At 77.4% G+C, this 16,575-nt stretch carries 14 protein-coding genes; 9 read left to right on the top strand and 5 right to left on the bottom strand.

All coding sequences use genetic code 11. The features are described 5' to 3' along the window. Positions 1-54: 54 nt before the first annotated feature. The 3 genes from WA616_RS02700 (at position 55) to WA616_RS02710 (ending at position 4,296) form a co-directional block, all read left to right on the top strand. Positions 55-1,020: a patatin-like phospholipase family protein gene (locus WA616_RS02700; protein WP_336027084.1), complete on the top strand. Its 966-nt coding sequence runs from the start codon at positions 55-57 to the stop codon at positions 1,018-1,020. A 59-nt stretch (positions 1,021-1,079) separates the two neighbouring features. Next, positions 1,080-2,624: an ATP-dependent DNA ligase gene (locus WA616_RS02705; protein WP_336027087.1), complete on the top strand. Its 1,545-nt coding sequence runs from the start codon at positions 1,080-1,082 to the stop codon at positions 2,622-2,624. 76 nt (positions 2,625-2,700) lie between these two features. After that, the gene (locus WA616_RS02710) at positions 2,701-4,296 is read left to right on the top strand and encodes a diguanylate cyclase (RefSeq protein ID WP_336027089.1); all 1,596 of its coding nucleotides are present in this window, start codon (positions 2,701-2,703) and stop codon (positions 4,294-4,296) included. A gap of 137 nt (positions 4,297-4,433) precedes the next feature. Here WA616_RS02710 and WA616_RS02715 read toward each other — a convergent pair whose 3' ends face one another. Continuing rightward, on the bottom strand, positions 4,434-5,585 hold the full coding sequence (locus WA616_RS02715; protein WP_336027092.1) for a DUF4185 domain-containing protein: 1,152 nt from the start codon (positions 5,583-5,585) through the stop codon (positions 4,434-4,436). 75 nt (positions 5,586-5,660) lie between these two features. Here WA616_RS02715 and WA616_RS02720 point away from each other — a divergent pair, with 75 nt between their 5' ends. Next, entirely contained in the window at positions 5,661-6,251 is a 591-nt protein-coding gene (locus WA616_RS02720) for a peroxidase-related enzyme (RefSeq protein WP_073420060.1), read from the top strand. Between the two features lie 24 nt (positions 6,252-6,275). Here WA616_RS02720 and WA616_RS02725 read toward each other — a convergent pair whose 3' ends face one another. Then, on the bottom strand, positions 6,276-7,430 hold the full coding sequence (locus WA616_RS02725; protein ID WP_336027094.1) for a glycerophosphodiester phosphodiesterase: 1,155 nt from the start codon (positions 7,428-7,430) through the stop codon (positions 6,276-6,278). Between the two features lie 164 nt (positions 7,431-7,594). On the opposite strand from WA616_RS02725, the gene WA616_RS02730 reads away from it, so the two are divergent. Then, entirely contained in the window at positions 7,595-9,310 is a 1,716-nt protein-coding gene (locus WA616_RS02730; RefSeq protein WP_336027095.1) for a GAF domain-containing SpoIIE family protein phosphatase, read from the top strand. Positions 9,311-9,328: 18 nt separating this feature from the next. Here WA616_RS02730 and WA616_RS02735 read toward each other — a convergent pair whose 3' ends face one another. Both WA616_RS02735 and WA616_RS02740 read right to left on the bottom strand, forming a co-directional pair. After that, the gene (locus WA616_RS02735; RefSeq protein ID WP_336027097.1) at positions 9,329-10,435 is read right to left on the bottom strand and encodes an alpha/beta hydrolase fold domain-containing protein; all 1,107 of its coding nucleotides are present in this window, start codon (positions 10,433-10,435) and stop codon (positions 9,329-9,331) included. Next, positions 10,432-11,097 (bottom strand): QsdR family transcriptional regulator, encoded by a 666-nt coding sequence (locus tag WA616_RS02740; protein WP_336027099.1) that lies wholly within the window; start codon positions 11,095-11,097, stop codon positions 10,432-10,434. The genes WA616_RS02735 and WA616_RS02740 overlap by 4 nt, the downstream gene beginning before the upstream one ends. A 143-nt stretch (positions 11,098-11,240) precedes the next feature. On the opposite strand from WA616_RS02740, the gene WA616_RS02745 reads away from it, so the two are divergent. Both WA616_RS02745 and WA616_RS02750 read left to right on the top strand, forming a co-directional pair. After that, complete coding sequence (locus WA616_RS02745; RefSeq protein WP_336027102.1) at positions 11,241-12,680, top strand: M1 family metallopeptidase; 1,440 nt, start codon at positions 11,241-11,243, stop codon at positions 12,678-12,680. 31 nt (positions 12,681-12,711) lie between these two features. Next, positions 12,712-13,728 carry an LLM class flavin-dependent oxidoreductase gene (locus WA616_RS02750; protein ID WP_336027104.1) on the top strand — a complete coding sequence of 339 codons (1,017 nt, stop codon included), beginning with the start codon at positions 12,712-12,714 and terminating at the stop codon, positions 13,726-13,728. On the opposite strand, the gene WA616_RS02755 is transcribed toward WA616_RS02750, so the two are convergent. Next, positions 13,714-14,634, bottom strand: a complete 921-nt coding sequence (locus tag WA616_RS02755) for a diacylglycerol/lipid kinase family protein (RefSeq protein ID WP_336027107.1) — start codon at positions 14,632-14,634, stop codon at positions 13,714-13,716. The two genes, WA616_RS02750 and WA616_RS02755, sit on opposite strands and share 15 nt — an antisense overlap. Positions 14,635-14,767: 133 nt before the next feature. Here WA616_RS02755 and WA616_RS02760 point away from each other — a divergent pair, with 133 nt between their 5' ends. Both WA616_RS02760 and WA616_RS02765 read left to right on the top strand, forming a co-directional pair. After that, positions 14,768-15,385 (top strand): hypothetical protein, encoded by a 618-nt coding sequence (locus WA616_RS02760; RefSeq protein WP_336027109.1) that lies wholly within the window; start codon positions 14,768-14,770, stop codon positions 15,383-15,385. Between the two features lie 19 nt (positions 15,386-15,404). After that, positions 15,405-16,574, top strand: coding sequence for a MalY/PatB family protein (locus tag WA616_RS02765; protein ID WP_336027110.1), 1,170 nt, complete (start codon positions 15,405-15,407; stop codon positions 16,572-16,574). Position 16,575 lies beyond the last annotated feature (1 nt).

Here is a 16,575-nt window from a genome sequence, read left to right on the forward strand (position 1 = left end):
GCGCGCGACACCGCACGGCCTCCCACCGGCCACCTCCGGTGCACCATGGGTCCGGTGACCCCGCGGACCCACCTCGTGCTCGGCGGCGGCGGCGCCATGGGCGCCTTCCAGGCCGGCGCCCTGCGCGCCCTGCTCGACACCGGCCTCGCCGTCGACGCCCTGCACGGCACCTCGGTGGGCGCGGTCAACGCCGCCTTCCTCGCCGCCGCGCCCGGTCCCGACCGCGCCGCGCGGTTGACCGAGCTGTGGTCGGACCCGGCGATGGGCCGGGTGCTGCGCCCGGGCTGGCCCGCCCGCGCCCGCGGCCTGGTCCGCTCGCTGCGCCGCGGCGCCGGCTTCCTCGACGACCGGCCGCTGCGCCGGCTGGTCGCCGACCACGTGCCCGCGCACGACCTCGGCGAGCTCGCCGTGCCGCTGTCGGTCACGACCACCTGCCTCGACTGCGGCGCGGCGGCCCGGCACCGCACCGGCCCGGTCGGCGACGTGCTCGCCGCGAGCTGCGCGCTGCCCGGGCTGTTCGCACCCGTCCGGCTGCCCGACGGGCACCTGCACGTCGACGGCGGCATCGTCGACGGCGTCCCGGTGGCCGGCGCGCTCGCCGACGCGGGCCCCGACGACCGCGTGCTGGTGCTCGACTGCGGCCTGGCGCCGGTCACCGCCGTCGAGGGCCGCTGCGCCGCGCACCCCCGCGCCGCCGGCCCGCTGGCCTGCGGCGTGCCCGCCGATCCCGACCGCGACCCCTACGTGGCGCCGGTCGAGGCCGGCCCCGGCGCGCTGGACACCGTGCTGCAGGCGTTCACCGTGGCCCGCACGGTGGCCAACCGGGCCGCGGTGGCCGGCGCGCTCGCCGACCCGCGGATGCAGGTGCTGCCGCACGTCGCCGACGCCTGGGCGGCGGGCCTGCTCGACCGGCTGCCCACCGGCCCGCGTGACACCGGCGGCGCGCGGGCGCTGCTGGCCGCGGGCCGCGAGGTGACGGCGCGGTGGCTCTCGGCCGGCACCGAGCTGGCGCTGCGCTGACCGCGTCCGTGCCCGCGCGGGAGACCGGCGCTGTCGTACCCGGCTGCCAGCATGGTGGCGTGCTGCTCGCCGACGTCGTCGCCGCCTCGGCCGCGGTGGCGGCCACCCGCGCCCGCACGGCGAAGGCGGCCGCGATCGCCGGCGCGCTGCGCGCCGCGGGCCCCGGTGAGGTCGGCCCCGTCGCCGCGTGGCTGGCCGGTGAGCTGCCGCAGGGCCGCGTCGGCGTCGGCTGGCGCACGCTGTCCCGCGCGGTGCCGCCGCCGGCGGACGCGCCGTCGCTGACCGTCGCCGCGGTCGACGCCGCGCTCACCGCGCTGGCCGGCACCACCGGGTCCGGCGCCACCGCCCGCCGCGCCGCGCTGCTGGGCGAGGTGCTGGCCGCCGCCACCGCCGACGAGCAGCGCTTCCTCGCCCGGCTGCTCGGCGGGGAGCTCCGCCAGGGCGCGCTGGAGGGCGTGCTGCTCGACGCGGTCGCCGCCGCCGCGGAGGTACCGCCCGCGGTGGTGCGCCGGGCGGCCATGCTCACCGGCCGGCTCGACGAGACCGCCGCGACCGCCCTGTCCGGGGGCGAGGAGGCGCTGGCCGCCGTCGGCCTGCGGGTCGGCCGCCCGGTACGGCCGATGCTGGCGAGCCCCGGATCCTCGCTCGACGCGGCGCTGGGTGACCTCGGGAGCGAGGTGACCGTGGAGCACAAGCTGGACGGCGCCCGCATCCAGGTGCACCGCGACGGCGACGACGTCCGGGTGTGGACGCGCACGCTGCGCGAGGTGACCGGCGGCGTCCCGGAGCTCGTCGAGCGGGTGCGTGCGCTCCCCTGCCGCACCGCCGTCCTCGACGGGGAGACCCTCGCCCTCGACGACGACGGCCGCCCCCGCGCGTTCCAGGACACGATGAGCCGCTTCGGCAGCGACGGCACGGACCCCGGCGACGCGGCCGCCGTCCTGCTCTCGCCGTTCTTCTTCGACGTGCTGCACCTCGACGGCCGCGACCTGCTCGACGAGCCACTGGCCACCCGGCTGGCCGTCCTCGACGGGCTGCTCGCCGCCGACGACGCCGCCCCGCTGCGGATGCCCGGCGCGCGGCGGCCCACCGCCGAGCAGGCGGCTGCCGTGCTCGACGACGCGCTGTCGGCCGGGCACGAGGGGGTGGTGGTCAAGGCCCTCGACGCGCCCTACGCCGCCGGCCGCCGCGGCCGCGCCTGGCAGAAGGTCAAGCCGGTGCACACCCTCGACCTCGTCGTCCTCGGCGTGGAGTGGGGGTACGGCCGGCGCACCGGCAAGCTCTCCAACATCCACCTCGGCGCCCGCGACCCCGACGGCGGCGAGCCGCTCATGGTCGGCAAGACGTTCAAGGGCATGACCGACGAGCTGCTCGACTGGCAGACCGCCACCTTCCCCGCGCACGCCCGCACCGAGCACGACTGGGGCCTGGAGCTGCGGCCCGAGGTGGTGGTCGAGGTGGCCCTCGACGGCGCCCAGCGCAGCACCCGCTACCCCGGCGGCGTCGCGCTGCGCTTCGCCCGGGTGCTGCGCTACCGGCCCGACCGCACCGCCGCAGACGCCGACACCGTCGACGCCGTCCGCGCCCTCCTGGCCGGGGGCTGAGCCGGTGCTCACCCGTCGGGGTGGTCCTGATCCGGGACGGCTCAGTACCGCAGCCGGGGCTGCCGATCCCGAGGCCGTGACCAGTCTGGCCGTCCGGGACGACCCGGTGCCCGCGGTACCCCCGCGGGCCGACGCCGGGGCGGCGCTGGCCGCCGTCCTGGACGAGCTCGAGACGCTGTCCCGCTTCGACGCCGGCTCCGCCGCCGACCGCGCCGAGGCCGCGCTCGCCACCGCCCGCGAGCTCGGCCGCGCCGACCTCGAGCAGCGCGCCCGCCTCGTCTGCGCCGACCTGCTGCGCCGCCGCGGCGCCGTCTCCGACGCCGGCCGCACCGCCCAGGAGGTGCACCGCTGGGCCACCGACACCGCCCACCGCCACCTGCTGGCCCGCAGCTCCTTCGTGCTCACCGCCGTGTTCCAGGAGCTCGGCGACCTCGCCGGCGCGCTGGAGCACGCCGTCGTCTCGGTCGACCTGCTCGACGACGACGACCTGCCGGCGCTCCGGGTCGACCACCTGGTCCGGATGGCCGACGTGCTGGGCCTGTCCCGCGACCCGGCCGCCCCCGAGCGCTACGCGGCGGTGCTCCGGCTGGCCGAGGACCTCGGCGACGTCGACCGGCAGCTGCGCATCCTCAACAACCGCGCCTACACCGACACCCTCTCCGGCCGGTTCGAGTCGGCGCTCGAGCACAGCGACCGGCTGCAGGCGCTCGCCGCCGAGCACGACGTGCCCCTCGACGTCGGCCGGCTCGACACCGTGGCCCGCGCGCTCATGGGCCTGGGCCGGCTGGACGAGGCCGAGGCCGCCCTGCTGCCGGGGCTGCGCGCGCTCGACGCCTCGCACGACGGCGACGCCGGGGCCGACTTCCTCCTCACCCTCGCCGAGGTGCAGCGTCTGCGCGGCGAGGTGGACGCCGCCGGCCGCACGCTGGCCGAGTGCCTGCGCCGGTGCGCCGAGCACGGGCTGGCCTCCATCCGGGTGCGCGCCCGCGCCGAGCAGGCCGAGCTGCACGCCGCCGCCGGCGACCACCGCGCCGCGTTCGAGGAGCACAAGCGCTACGTCGCCGAGCTCGTCGAGCAGCAGTCGGCGCAGCGCGAGGCCCGCGCCCGCACACTCCAGGCGATGTACGAGACCACCGAGGCCCGCCGGCAGAGCCGCCGCTGGCGCGAGCTGTCGCTGCGCGACCCGCTGACCGGCCTGTACAACCGCCGGCACGTCGACGAGGAGCTGCCCCGGCTGCTGGCCGCGCCGGCCACCGCCGACGAGCTGGTGGTCGTCGCGCTGCTCGACCTGGACCACTTCAAGCGGGTCAACGACACCTGCTCGCACGCCGTCGGCGACGAGGTGCTGCGCACGGTCGCGGGCCTCCTGCAGGACACCGCGCTGCCCGGCGCCACCTCCTTCGCGGCCCGGCTGGGCGGCGAGGAGTTCGTGCTGGTGCTCGCCGGCACCGACGCCGACCGGGCCGCCGCGCACCTCGAGGACGTCCGCCGCGCGGTCGCCGCGCACCCGTGGGCGCCGCTCACCGGAGAGCTGCCGGTGACGATCAGCGTCGGCGCCGCGAGCACCGCGGAGGTCATCGACCGCACGCCGGCCCAGCTGCTCGGCCTCGCCGACGCCCGGCTGTACCGGGCCAAGCGCGCCGGCCGCGACCGCGTCGTCACCGCCGGCTGACGCCCCACCCCCGGCGCACCGCGGTCGGGAGCGCGTCCGAGTCAGGCATCCGACGGATCCGGGACGGTGGTGTGCGCCGATGGCGTACTCCGGCCCCGGAACGCACCACAGGTGCACGTCGCCGGCAGGGGCCCGGCCTAGGGCCGGGGCACCTCGGCGAACAGCGGCCGCCCCACCTCGGGCTCCGCGAGCAGCTGGGCCAGGTCGGTGGTGTTGCGCGACACCGACACCAGCAGCCCGCCCGACGCCAGCGGGACCTCCGGGTGGGCCAGCGGCGCGTAGGTGAGCCGCCCGGTGTCGTAGCCGGCCGGCGCCGGCAGCGCCCGGCTCGGCGTCCACGGGCCGGTCGCCTCCGGCGCGGTCCAGGTGTAGACGAAGTCGGCGAGGTCGCCGCCGCGCTTGGACACCGCCACCCACGTCTCCCCCACCCGGTCGACCGACAGCGTCTGCGACACCCCGCCGTCGGCGGGCAGCACCGGCGCGGCGGCGGCGATGTCGGCCTGCCACGCGGCGCCGTCCCAGAACTGCCAGCGGGAGCGGTCGGCGGGGTCGGCCACCGGCAGCCGGGCGACGTACAGCTCCCGGCCGAACACCAGCGGCTCCCCGGTGAGCCGGGTGCCGTAGACGTAGGCCCACCCGCCGCTCACGGTGGCGGCCGCGCCCCAGTTGACCTGCGTCGTCGACGGGTCGTCGGGCGTCACCTCCAGCACCTCGAGCGGCTGCGGCGCCCCGCCGTCGGTGACGGTGAACACCGCGGCGGAGGTGCCGCGGAAGCGGAAGTCGAGCAGGCCGCCGGTGCCGTCGCCGCGCTCGGTCCGCGCGCTCATCACGACGACGACGTCGTCGACGCCCCGGTAGGCGAGCCCCGGCGAGGGCGGCAGCACGACCACCGACATCGGCCACTGCACCTGGCCGGCGGCCACGTCGGGCACCACCGGCCCCTCCCCCGGCGGCAGCAGCTGCGCGACGCAGGTGCCCGAGGTGAGCAGCACGGAGTTGGCCACCAGCCGCGGCTCGACGCCGTCGGCGCGCACGGTGTCGCCGAAGACCCACACCAGCCGGCCGTCGGAGAGCCGGGCGCTGGCGCCGACGTCGCCGGCCTGCCAGTACGGCAGGTCGCTGACCGCCACCACCTCGTTGACCAGCGCCGCGGACACCACCGTCGGCGACGTGGGCGCCGGGCACGCCGGCTCGAGCCGGTAGGGCGGGGTGACCGCCGGCTGCTCGGCCGCCGTGCACCCGCCGGCCAGCACGGCGAGCGCGAGCAGGACCGACCTCCGGCGGGACACGGCCCCCACTCTGCCCGGCGGCGCCGACGGGCGGGCAGTCGACGGCGGGCAGGGCGGCGCGGGAGGCTGCGCGGCGTGACCGCCGACACCCCGATCAGCCGCTTCCCCGTCGCCGACCCCGCCGGCCTGCCCGCCGACCTCGCGGAGCGCTACGCCGAGGTGCAGGAGCGCTCGGGCTTCCTGCCGAACGTCTTCGCCGCCCTGGCCTGGCGCCCGGACGAGGCCCGCGCGTTCTTCGCGATGCACGACGCGCTCATGGAGAAGGACACCCCCGGGCTGTCCACGGGTGACCGGGAGCTGATCGTGGTGGCCACCAGCGCGGCCAACGACTGCGCCTACTGCGTCGTCGCGCACGGGGCGATCGCCCGCATCCGCACCCGCGACCCGCTGCTGGCCGACCTGGTCGCCGTCGACTGGCGCAAGGCCCCCGTGTCGCCGCGGCTGCACGCGGTCCTCGACGTCGCCGTCCGGCTGGCCACCGAGCCCGCCGCCGTCACCGCCGACGACCTCGACCGGCTGCGCGGGCACGGCCTCACCGAGGAGGACGTCTGGGACGTCGGCGCGATCACCTCGTTCTTCGCGCTGTCCAACCGGCTGGCGCACTTCGCCGCCATCCCGCCCAACCCGGAGTTCCACCTGCTGGGCCGCGTCCCCCGGCAGCGGTGAGCCGCCGTCGGGGGACGCGCGCGCTCAGGCGGCGCGCTCACCCCGGGTGAACAGCTCCCGGGACACGACGGCGGTGTCGGGGTGGTCGGTGAACACCCCGTCGATGCCGGTCGCCCAGAACGCCAGCTGCTCCTCCACGGCCCGCCCGTGGGCGGCCGGGTCCGCGCCCTCGCGCAGGTCGGCGGGCAGGAAGGTGTTCTCGGTGCGGAACGTGTACGGGTGCACCAGCAGACCGGCCGCGTGCGCGTCGTCCACGAACGACGACGGCTTCCCCAGGCTGCCGTCGGCCAGCCGCGGGATCACCTGGTCCTTCTCCGGGCCCACGGCGTCGGCGTACGCAGCGATCTCCGCCAGGCCCCCGGCGGTGGAGAGGTCGGCGTAGGTGCGCGGGTCCCCGGCGGCCACCAGGTCGGCGGGCGCGCCGCTCGCCGACAGCAGCTGCACGAGCGGCACCTCGACCAGCGCGTCGAGGGCGCGCAGGTTCGCCGTCTCGAACGACTGCAGGAACACCGGCGAGTGAGGGCTGTCCAGGCCGGCGTCGCGGAGCTCGGCGACCAGCGGCTCCTCGAGGGAGAGGCCGATCGAGTCGAAGTAGGTGGGGTGCTTGGTCTCGACGTGGACCCCGATCTCGCGCCGCAGCTCCCGGCTCAGGTCGGCGCGCAGGTCGAGGAACTCCTCGACCGTGGGCACCGGGTACAGGCCGTCGTGGAGCGTGTTCTGCTCGCGGACCTCGGGCAGCCGCTCGACCGCGCGCAGCGTCCGCAGCTCCTCCAGCGTGAAGTCCTCGGTGAACCAGCCGGTCAGCTCCACGCCGTCGACGGTCCTCGTGGTCCGCCGGTCGGCGAACTCGGGGTGGTCGGCGACGTCGGTGGTGCCGCCGATCTCGTTCTCGTGGCGGCACACCGGCACGCCGTCGGCGGTGCTGACGACGTCGCACTCGATGGAGTCCGCGCCCATCCGGGCGGCGAGCTCGTAGGCCGCCAGCGTGTGCTCGGGGCGGTACCCCGAGGCGCCGCGGTGGCCGATCACCAGCAGCTCGCCCTCCCCGGGGGTGGGTCCGCCGCCCGGCGCGCCGCCCGGGGGCGCGGCGGACGCCGGGACGGCGGATCCGAGCAGGACGGCGAACAGTGCGCCGGCGACGCCGGCGATGCCGGCGCGGCGACGCGAGAGACGGGTCACGAGGGCCTCCGCGGGCTCGGCCGGCGGCCCTCGCCGGGCGGCCCGCAAGGCAGCCCATCCTGTCGGGGTGGACGCCCTGCCGACGGCGCGGCGAACACCCCGTGGAGGACCGATCCGCCCCGGTGGGCGGCCGGGGTGTCCGCCCCGGCGACTACCGTGATCTCGTGGACAGCGAGGACGGCCCGGCCGGCGACCCGGCCGACGACCCGGCCGACGATCCGGCTGTCGCCGACGCCGACCTCGACCGGCTGGCCACGCTGGTCCGCACGATGCTCGACGTCCCCACCGCGCTGGTCACCCTCGTCGGCCCCGACGAGCAGGTGTTCCCCGGGGCCGTCGGCCTGCCCGGCGCCTGGCAGCAGCGCCGCCGCACGCCGCTGAGCCACTCGTTCTGCCAGTACGTGCGCGCCTCCGCGCAGCCGCTGGTCGTGCGCGACGCCCGCGAGGTGGAGGTGCTCGCCGGCAACGGCGCGATCGCCGACCTCGGCGTCGTCGCCTACTGCGGCGTGCCGCTGGTCGGGCCCGACGGTGACGTGGTCGGCGCGGTCTGCGCCATCGACGGGCGCCCGCGCGACTGGACCGACACCGACGTCGAGGTGCTCACCCAGATCGCCGGGCTGGCCGCCTCGGAGCTGCGCCTGCGGGCGGCGATCGCCGGTGCGCGGCGCACCAGCGAGCAGAACCGGCTGCTGCTGCGCTTCGCGGAGGCGCTCGCCGACGCGGCCACCCTGCCCGACGTCGCGGCCGCGGTGACCGCCGCCGCGGCCGACGCGCTGGGCACCTCGTGGACCTGCCTGGCCCTCGTCGACCCGGCCGGACGGCGGCTGCAGGTCGTGGCGGACGGCGCCCCGGCCGACGGCGACCTGCCGTCGCTCCCGCTGGGCGTCGACTCCCCGCCGACGGCGGCGCTGGCCACCGGGCGGGCGGTGTTCCTGCCCGACGCCGCGGCCGCGGCGGAGCGCTTCCCCGACGCGCACCCCCCGGTCCCCTCGCCGACGCCGGCCGGCGCCTCCGCGCACCTGCCGCTGCCGGTCGCGGGCTCGGTGCCGGGCACGCTGAGCCTGGTGTGGGCGCAGCCCCGGCAGTTCTCCGCCGTCGAGCAGGGGCTGGTGCTGGCACTGGCCCGCTACACCGCCCAGGCGGTGAGCCGCGCGGCGCTGCTGGCCCGGCAGGAGTCGGTGGCCACCACGCTGCAGCGGGCGCTGCTCGGCGAGCTGCCGTCCCCGCCCGGCCTCGAGCTGGCGGCCCGCTACCTGCCCAGCAGCGCCGGCGCGCAGGTCGGCGGCGACTGGTGGGACGCCTTCGACGACTCCGACGGCGCCACGGTGCTGGTCATCGGCGACGTGTCCGGCCACGACGTGCGGGCCGCCGCCACCATGGGGCAGCTGCGGGCGATGCTCCGCGGGTTCGCCTTCGAGGGTGGCGAGCCGCCGTCGCTGGCGCTGTCCCGGCTCGACGCCGCGGTGAGTGGGCTGCGCACCGGCGCGCTGGCCACCGTCGCCGTCGCCCGGGTCGACCGCTCGGACGGCGACCGGGTGCTGTCGTGGACCAACGCCGGGCACCCGCCGCCGCTGCTGCGCTCCCCCGACGGCCGCGTGGAGGTGCTCACCGCCGCCACCGACCTGCTCGTCGGGCTGGATCCGCAGCGGCCCCGGCACAGCCACCGCGCCCGGCTCCAACCCGGCAGCACGCTGCTGCTCTACACCGACGGCCTGGTCGAGCGGCGGCGCACCGACCTCGACGAGGGCATCGGCCGGCTCGCCGCGGCCTTCGCCGAGGCCGGCGACCGGCCCCTCGACGCGCTGCTGGACCGGCTGCTCGAGGGCGTGCCCGGCTCCACCGACGACGACGTCGCGCTGCTCGCCGTCCGCGTGCGCTGACGGCGAGCAGCGCCCCGCTCAGGCGGGTGCCACGCTGCGGGCGAACCGGGCGATGTCGGCGACCGTGGCGTCGTACACGTCGCGCACGGCGGTCTTGAAGATCGAGTCGGCGCCGTGGGTGAGCCCCAGGTCCACCCGGCCCACCGCGCGCACCCCGGCGGCCTGCAGCTTGCGGTAGTAGGCGATGCCCTCGTCGCGCAGCGGGTCGAGCTCGTTGACCGACACCACGTGCGGCGGCATGCCGGTGAGGTCCTCGACGGAGGCGAAGTACGGCCACGCCAGCGGGTCGCGGGTGTGCTCGCCGGAGGGGTCGTAGGTGGAGACCAGCATGGCCATCATCAGCGTGTTGAGGAACCAGCCCTCGTTCTCCACCAGCGAGGGCAGCTCGGCGCGCTTGGCGTCGTCGTCCCAGCCGTAGGCGCCGGAGATGTAGGGGACCATCGCGTAGACGCCGGCGATCGCGTCCAGCCGGCCCTCCCGCTTGGCCAGCAGCGCCGAGGCCAGGCACAGGTTCGCCCCGCCCGACTCTCCCTGCAGCACCAGCGAGGTCGCGCCGAGCTCGTCCCGGTGCGCGTCGAGCCAGGTGAGCGCGTCGGCGCAGTCGTGCAGGCCGGCCGGGAACGGCGCATGGCCGGTGGCGGTGACCGCGTTGCGGAAGTCGACGGCGACGACGACCAGCCCCTCGGCGGCGAGGTCCTCGCACCAGCGGGTGTGCAGCCGGTTGTCGCAGTCGAGGATCGTCATGCCGCCGCCGTGGATGTAGACCACGCCGGGGAGGGGGCCCTCGACGCCGGCCGGCCGGAAGACGTACAGCGGGACGTCGTGCCCGTCGCGGCCGGGCGCCGCGTGCACGGTGCGCGTGACGTCGTCGCGGTGGGTCTCCTCCGCGGCCACCGCGGCGTAGAGCCCCTCGAAGCCGTCGTGGGCGCCGCGGACGAACACGAGCTTGTCCTCCAGCGGGGCCTCCGGGCCGAACGGCGGCGGCGCTGCCTGCGCGTCGAGGCCGTAGCGGGCGAGCGTCTCGCGCAGGCGCCGGTCGGCGCGGTCGTCGGTGCGGTACTCGGCGGCGGGGTCGCCGAGGCGGCCGGGCAGCGGGGCGGACGTGCGGTCCGGGGTGAGCGTCACGGTTCCTCCTGGGTGGGCGGTTCTCCGGTGGGCGGTTCTCCGGGGTGCGGTTCTCCGGGGCGCGGGGCCGGGCAGCGCAGCAGCGCGGCGTAGACGACGGCGGCCTTGGCGGCGTCGGGCTCGGCACCGGCGATCAGGTCGGCGTAGATGAACGACTCGGCGACGCGGGTGAGCACGTAGGCGGTGTCGGGGACCGGCAGGGGCAGGGCGGCGCCGCTGTCCTCGAGCAGCGCGGCGAAGGCGCCGGTGACCCGCACCTGGTAGTCGGCCGAGCGGGTGGTGAGCAGGCGCAGCGCCCGCTCGGGCTCGCGGCGCAGGTGTGCGCGGAAGGGCGCGGAGGCACAGACGTCGCGGGTGAAGCGGGTGAGCGCGTCGACCAGCCGCGGGCCCCCGGTGCCCGTGGCGTCGTCGAGCGCGCGGCGCCAGGTGGGCAGGAACAGCGACCAGATGACCTCGGTGAGGAGCTGGTCACGGTTGCCGACCCAGCGGAACAGCGTCGCGCGGTCGACGCCGAGCTCGGCGGCCAGCGGCCCCATGTCCACCCGCTCGCCGGACAGGAAGGTGCGGCGCGCCCGCCGGAAGGCGCGCACGGGGCCCTCGTCGTCGCCGGTGCCGGACAGCGCCCGGCGCAGGCGCGTCCCGGCGTCCGCTGCCGCCGTCATGCCGCGCGACCGTAGTGGCGCAGGTCACGCGGACGCAACGAATTCGGGGATGTTGCGGGACACCTCCCGGGAATGAGCCGCGAACGTGCGCCTCCTACGGTGACCCGATCCGGCCCGACCCGGGCCCCTCGGAGAGGACCTGCATGCGCATCCGTCCGACCGTCCGCACCGCCGCCGCGCTCGTCGCGGCCGCCTCCCTCGTCGCCGTCGCGGGCCCCGCCTCCGCGGCACCCGGTGCGCCGGGCACGCCGCGCTACACCGACGGGAGCACCTCCGGCGGCGACCCGTACTTCCCCGCCGCCGGCAACGGCGGCTACGACGTCCAGCACTACGACCTCGGCCTGTCCTGGTACGCCGACGGCCGCCTCGACGGCACCGCCGTCGTCAGCCTCCGGGCCACCCAGGACCTGGCGAGCTTCTCCCTCGACCTGCGCGGGCTCACGGCGTCGTCGGTCCTGGTCGACGGCAAGCCGGCCCGCTTCACCCAGCTCCCCCCGGGCCCCGACGGCCGCGGCGGCGAGCTGGTGGTCACCGTCGCGCCGAAGCTCAAGGCCGGCACGGACCACCGGGTCACCGTCGTCTACAGCGGCTACCCGGGGCAGCCGCTGGACAACACCGGCGCCCAGTACGGCTGGGTGACCTTCGCCGACGGCGTGCTGGTGGCGAACGAGGCCGAGGGAGCCCCGACCTGGTTCCCGGTCAACGACGTCCCCACCGACAAGGCCACCTACGACTTCCGGATCACCGTGCCCGAGGGCAAGACGGCGATCGCCAACGGCGAGCCGGTCGGTGCCCCGGTCACCAGCGGCGGGCGCACGACGTGGACCTGGTCGGCCGACGACCCGATGGCCAGCTACCTGGCGACGGCGTCGATCGGCGACTACACCGCGACCACGCAGACCGGGCCGGACGGGCTGCCGATCCTGAACTACGTCGAGACGGGCCTGAGCCCCTCCCGGGCGGCCACCACCGCGGCCAGCCTGGCGCTGCAGCCGCAGATGGTCGCCTTCTTCGAGGGCCTGCTCGGCGAGTACCCGTTCAGCTCGTTCGGCGCGATCGTCGACGAGGACAGCGTCGGGTACGCCCTGGAGACCCAGACCCGGCCGGTGTACTCCGGCGTGGCGAGCCAGACCACCGTGGCGCACGAGCTGGCCCACCAGTGGGTCGGCAACAGCGTCAGCCCGACGACGTGGGCCGACATCTGGCTCAACGAGGGCTTCGCCACCTACCTGCAGTGGCGGTGGAGCGAGAGCCGCAGGGCGGGCTACCTGGCGCAGCAATACGCGCGGGTCGCGGCCATCCCGGCGGGCGACGAGTTCTGGACCGTGTCGCTCACCGACCCCGGCGCGGAGAACCTCTTCGCCGAGGCCGTCTACGACCGCGGCGCGGCGTTCCTCGTCGCCCTCCAGCGGACCATCGGCGACGCGGCCTTCGGCGAGCTGCTGCGGAGCTGGGTCCGCGACAACGCCGACTCGAACGTCACCACGGCCGACCTGCTGGCCCTCGCCGAGGAGGTCAGCGGCCGGCAGCTCGACGACCTCTTCCGCGACTGGCTGACCGATCCCGACAAGCCCGCCGTCTGAGGGCACGCCGGGGGCGGGCAGGATCGGCCCCATGCCCGCCCCCGGCACCCCGCTCGAGCACCTCGGCTTCCTGACCCTCGGCACGTTCGACCCGGCCGACCCGGCCGCCGGGCACGAGGCGACGCTGCGGATGGTCGAGCTCGGGGAGCGGCTCGGCTTCGACAGCGCCTGGCTGCGGCACCGGCACCTGCAGTACGGCATCTCCTCGCCGGTCGCCGTCCTGGCGGCGCTGAGCCAGCGCACCTCCCGCATCGCGCTCGGCACCGCGGTCACGCCGCTGGCGTGGGAGAACCCGCTGCGGCTGGCCGAGGACCTCGCCACCGTCGACGTCCTCGCCGGCGGCCGGCTGAACCCCGGCGTCAGCGTGGGCCCGCCGATGCACTGGGACGACGTGAGGGGCGCGCTCTACCCGGACACCGCCGACGTCGAGGACCTCGGCTACGGCCGCGTCGAGCGGCTGCTGCGGCTGGTCGCCGGGGAACCCGCGGCGTCGTTCGCCGGCCGCGAGGGCGTCGTCGAGGAGTGGTCCGACCGGGTGCAGCCGCACTCCCCCGGCCTGCGCGGCCGGCTCTGGTACGGCGGCGGCAGCACCCGCTCGGCGCAGTGGGCCGGGCAGGCCGGGATGAACCTGCTGACCAGCAGCGTCACCCGGGCCGAGGGCGGCTCGACCGACTTCGCCGAGGTCCAGGCCGCGCAGATCCGCGCCTACCGTGACGCCGGCGGCACCGGCCGGGTGTCGCAGGGCCTGGTCGTGATCCCCACCGACTCCGCCACCGGCGAGCAGCGCGCGCGGTACGCCGCCTACGTCGAGGCCCGCACGCCGCGCACCCGCAGCCCGCAGGGCCCGGCCGGGATGCTGTTCGCCCCCGACCTGCTGGGCACCTCGGAGCAGATCGCCGAGGCGCTGTACGCGCACGCCGGGTTCCGCGAGGTGACCGAGGTGGTCTTCGCGCTGCCGTTCAGCTTCGGCGAGGCCGACTACGAGCAGGTGCTCACCGACATGGTGCAGCGCCTGGGCCCGCTGCTCGGCTGGTCACCGGCCGGCTGACCCCGGCAGCGCGACCGGCAGCGGGACGGACCAGGCGCCGGGCTGCACCCGCCAGGTGCGGGACGGCACCGGGTCGAGCAGGTCGCCGTCGGCGTCGAGCCCCACCGGGCCGCCCGACACCGTGACCTCCCGCCCGCGCACGACCACGACGTCGTCGCGGTCGCCGTGCCGGCCGGCCAGCAGCGCGGCGGCGAACGCCACCCGGGCGGCCGGGCCGGTGGCGGCGCTGACGACGACGTCGGCCAGGCCGTCGCCCGGGTCGGCGCCGGGGGCGAGCGCGGTGCCGCCGCCGATCGTCGGGCCGTTGCAGACGCCGACCATGAGCAGCGGGGTGTCCCCGTCGGCGGCGCGGCCGTCGGGCACGGTGACCACGGCGCCGTCGACGGCGACCCGCAGCGCCTCCCCCGGGCCGGTGCCGGCCAGCGCCGCACCGACGGGGTAGGCCAGCGCGCCGAGGCGGTCCTTGAGCCGCGCGGCCTCGCCGGCGGCCCGCACCCCGATGCCCGCGTGCACGGCGTTGACCACCACGCCGCCGGCGTCGTCCCGGAGCAGGTCGAGGTGGCGCGGGGTGCCCTCGAGGACCACCCGTGCGGCCGCGCCCGGGTCGTCGGGCAGCCCGAGGGCCCCGGCCAGGTCGTTGCCGGTGCCCAGCGGGACGACGCCGAGCGGGTCGCCGAGGTCCCCGGCCCGGTCGAGCGCGGCGACGACCGCCGACACCGACCCGTCACCGCCGGCCACCACCAGCCGGCGGGTGCCCCGGGCGGCGACGACGTCGTCGAGTTCGCTGGGGCTGCCGGTGACGGCGACCTCCACGCCGGCCCCGCGGCGCAGCACCTCCAGCGCCCGGGCGAGCCGTTCCTCGCCGGCGCTCCCGGCACCCCGGTTGACCACGACCAGCAGCTCCACGCCCCGCACCCTGCCAGGTCGGCCCGCCGCGGACGGCGCACGTGACGATCCCGTGACGGATGGCTCCCCCGGTGGGAGGGGGCCCGCCGGCGCGGGAAGGTCGGAGGGGACGCCGCCGACGAGGAGGTCCCCCGTGTCCCGTCCGACCCGCGACCGGCTGCTGCGCGGGACCGCCCGCGCCGCCGCCGCCGTCGCCTGCGTGCCGCTCGTCGCCGCCGGGGCCCTCGCCGGGGGCCTGCCGGTGCTCGGGTGGGGCGCCGTGCTCGCCGCGATGGCCGGCCTGGTCCTGGTCTGGCTGCACCGGGCGTGCGGCGACGTCCTGCCCGAGCTGCCGCACCCCGTGCCCGGCGCGGCGCTCGCGGGGCTGGGCCCGGCGGTCGTCGCCGGCGCCGCGGCGCTGCGCGAGGTCGGCGGCCTGCTGACCCTGCTCCTGCTCGTCCTCGGGACGGCGGTCTTCAGCAGCTGGCTGGCCGGCGAGGAGGCCGGGCGCGGCGGGCTGCCCACCGGCGAGGCCGCGCTGCGGCGGGCGCTGGCTTCGGCGCCGACCGACCGGCTGCTGGCCGAGTGGCACGCCGTGCAGGACCGGCTCGACGAGGGTGCCCCCGCGGGCCTGCGCGAGGTGCGTCTCCGCGAGGCGCTGCTCGACGCCTTCGCCGACCGCGACCCCGGGGGCACCGCGCGCTGGCTGGCCGAGGATCCGACCGGGCCCCCGGACCCGCACCTGGCGCGCGACCCGAGCATGGAGCGCTGAGCCGGGGCACGATCACCGGGTGGACGACGCCGTGGACGACGCCGTGGACGACGCCGTGGACGACGCCCTGGTCGAGCGCCTGCGCGGGCGCGGCAGCCTGAAGTGGACGCGCTACCCGGAGGCGCTCGGCGCGTGGGTGGCCGAGTCCGACCTCGGGACGGCGCCTGCGGTGACCGAGGCGCTGCGCGACGCCGTCGACCGCGGGCTGTTCGGCTACCTGCCCGACTGGCTGGCCGACGACATGGCGCGGGCCACCGCCGGGTTCCTGGCCGACCGGCACGGCTGGACCGTCCCGCCGGAGCGGGTGCGGCCGCTGCCCGACGTGCTGGCGGCGCTGTCGGCGGCGATCACCCACCTGACGCCGGCCGGCTCGCCGGTGGTGCTGCCGACGCCGGCCTACATGCCCTTCCTGGAGGTGCCGCCGGCGCTGGGCCGCGAGGTGCTCGAGGTGCCCATGGCCCGCGACGGCGACCGGTTCGTGTACGACCTCGACGCGCTCGACGCCGCCTTCCGCGCCGGCGGGCACCTGCTGGTGCTGTGCAACCCGCACAACCCGGTCGGCCGCGTGCTGGAGCCCGCGGAGATGCTGGCGATCGCCGAGGTGGTCGACCGGCACGGTGGCCGGGTGTTCGCCGACGAGGTGCACGCGCCGCTGGTCTTCCCCGGGCACCGGCACGTGCCCTACGCGTCGCTGTCGGAGACCACGGCCGCGCAGGCGTTCACCGCCACCAGCGCGTCGAAGGCGTGGGACCTCGCCGGACTCAAGTGCGCGCAGCTGGTGCTGTCGAACGAGGCGGACGCGCGGCTGTGGGCAGAGGTCGGCTACCCGGTGGAGCACGGCTGCTCGACGCCGGGCGCCGTCGCCAACACCGCCGCCTACCGCGACGGCGTCGGCTGGCTCGACGACACGATCGCCGTTCTCGACCGGCACCGCCGGCTGTTCGCGGACCTGGTGGCCGCGTCGCTCCCGCACGCCCGGCACCGGCCGCCGGAGGGCACCTACCTCGCCTGGCTGGAGCTCGGGGTGCCCGGGGCCGGCGACCTGCTGCTGGAGCGGGCCGGGGTCGCGGTGGTCGACGGCGGCTGCTGCGGGCAGGCCGGGGTGGGCGCCGTCCGGGTGAACCTGGCGACGCCCGAGCCGGTGCTCACCGCCCTCGTCGAGCGGATCGCCGCCGCCCTGCCCCGGTGAG

This window comes from Geodermatophilus sp. FMUSA9-8, from assembly GCF_037034165.1.
GTDB lineage: Bacteria > Actinomycetota > Actinomycetes > Mycobacteriales > Geodermatophilaceae > Geodermatophilus > Geodermatophilus nigrescens.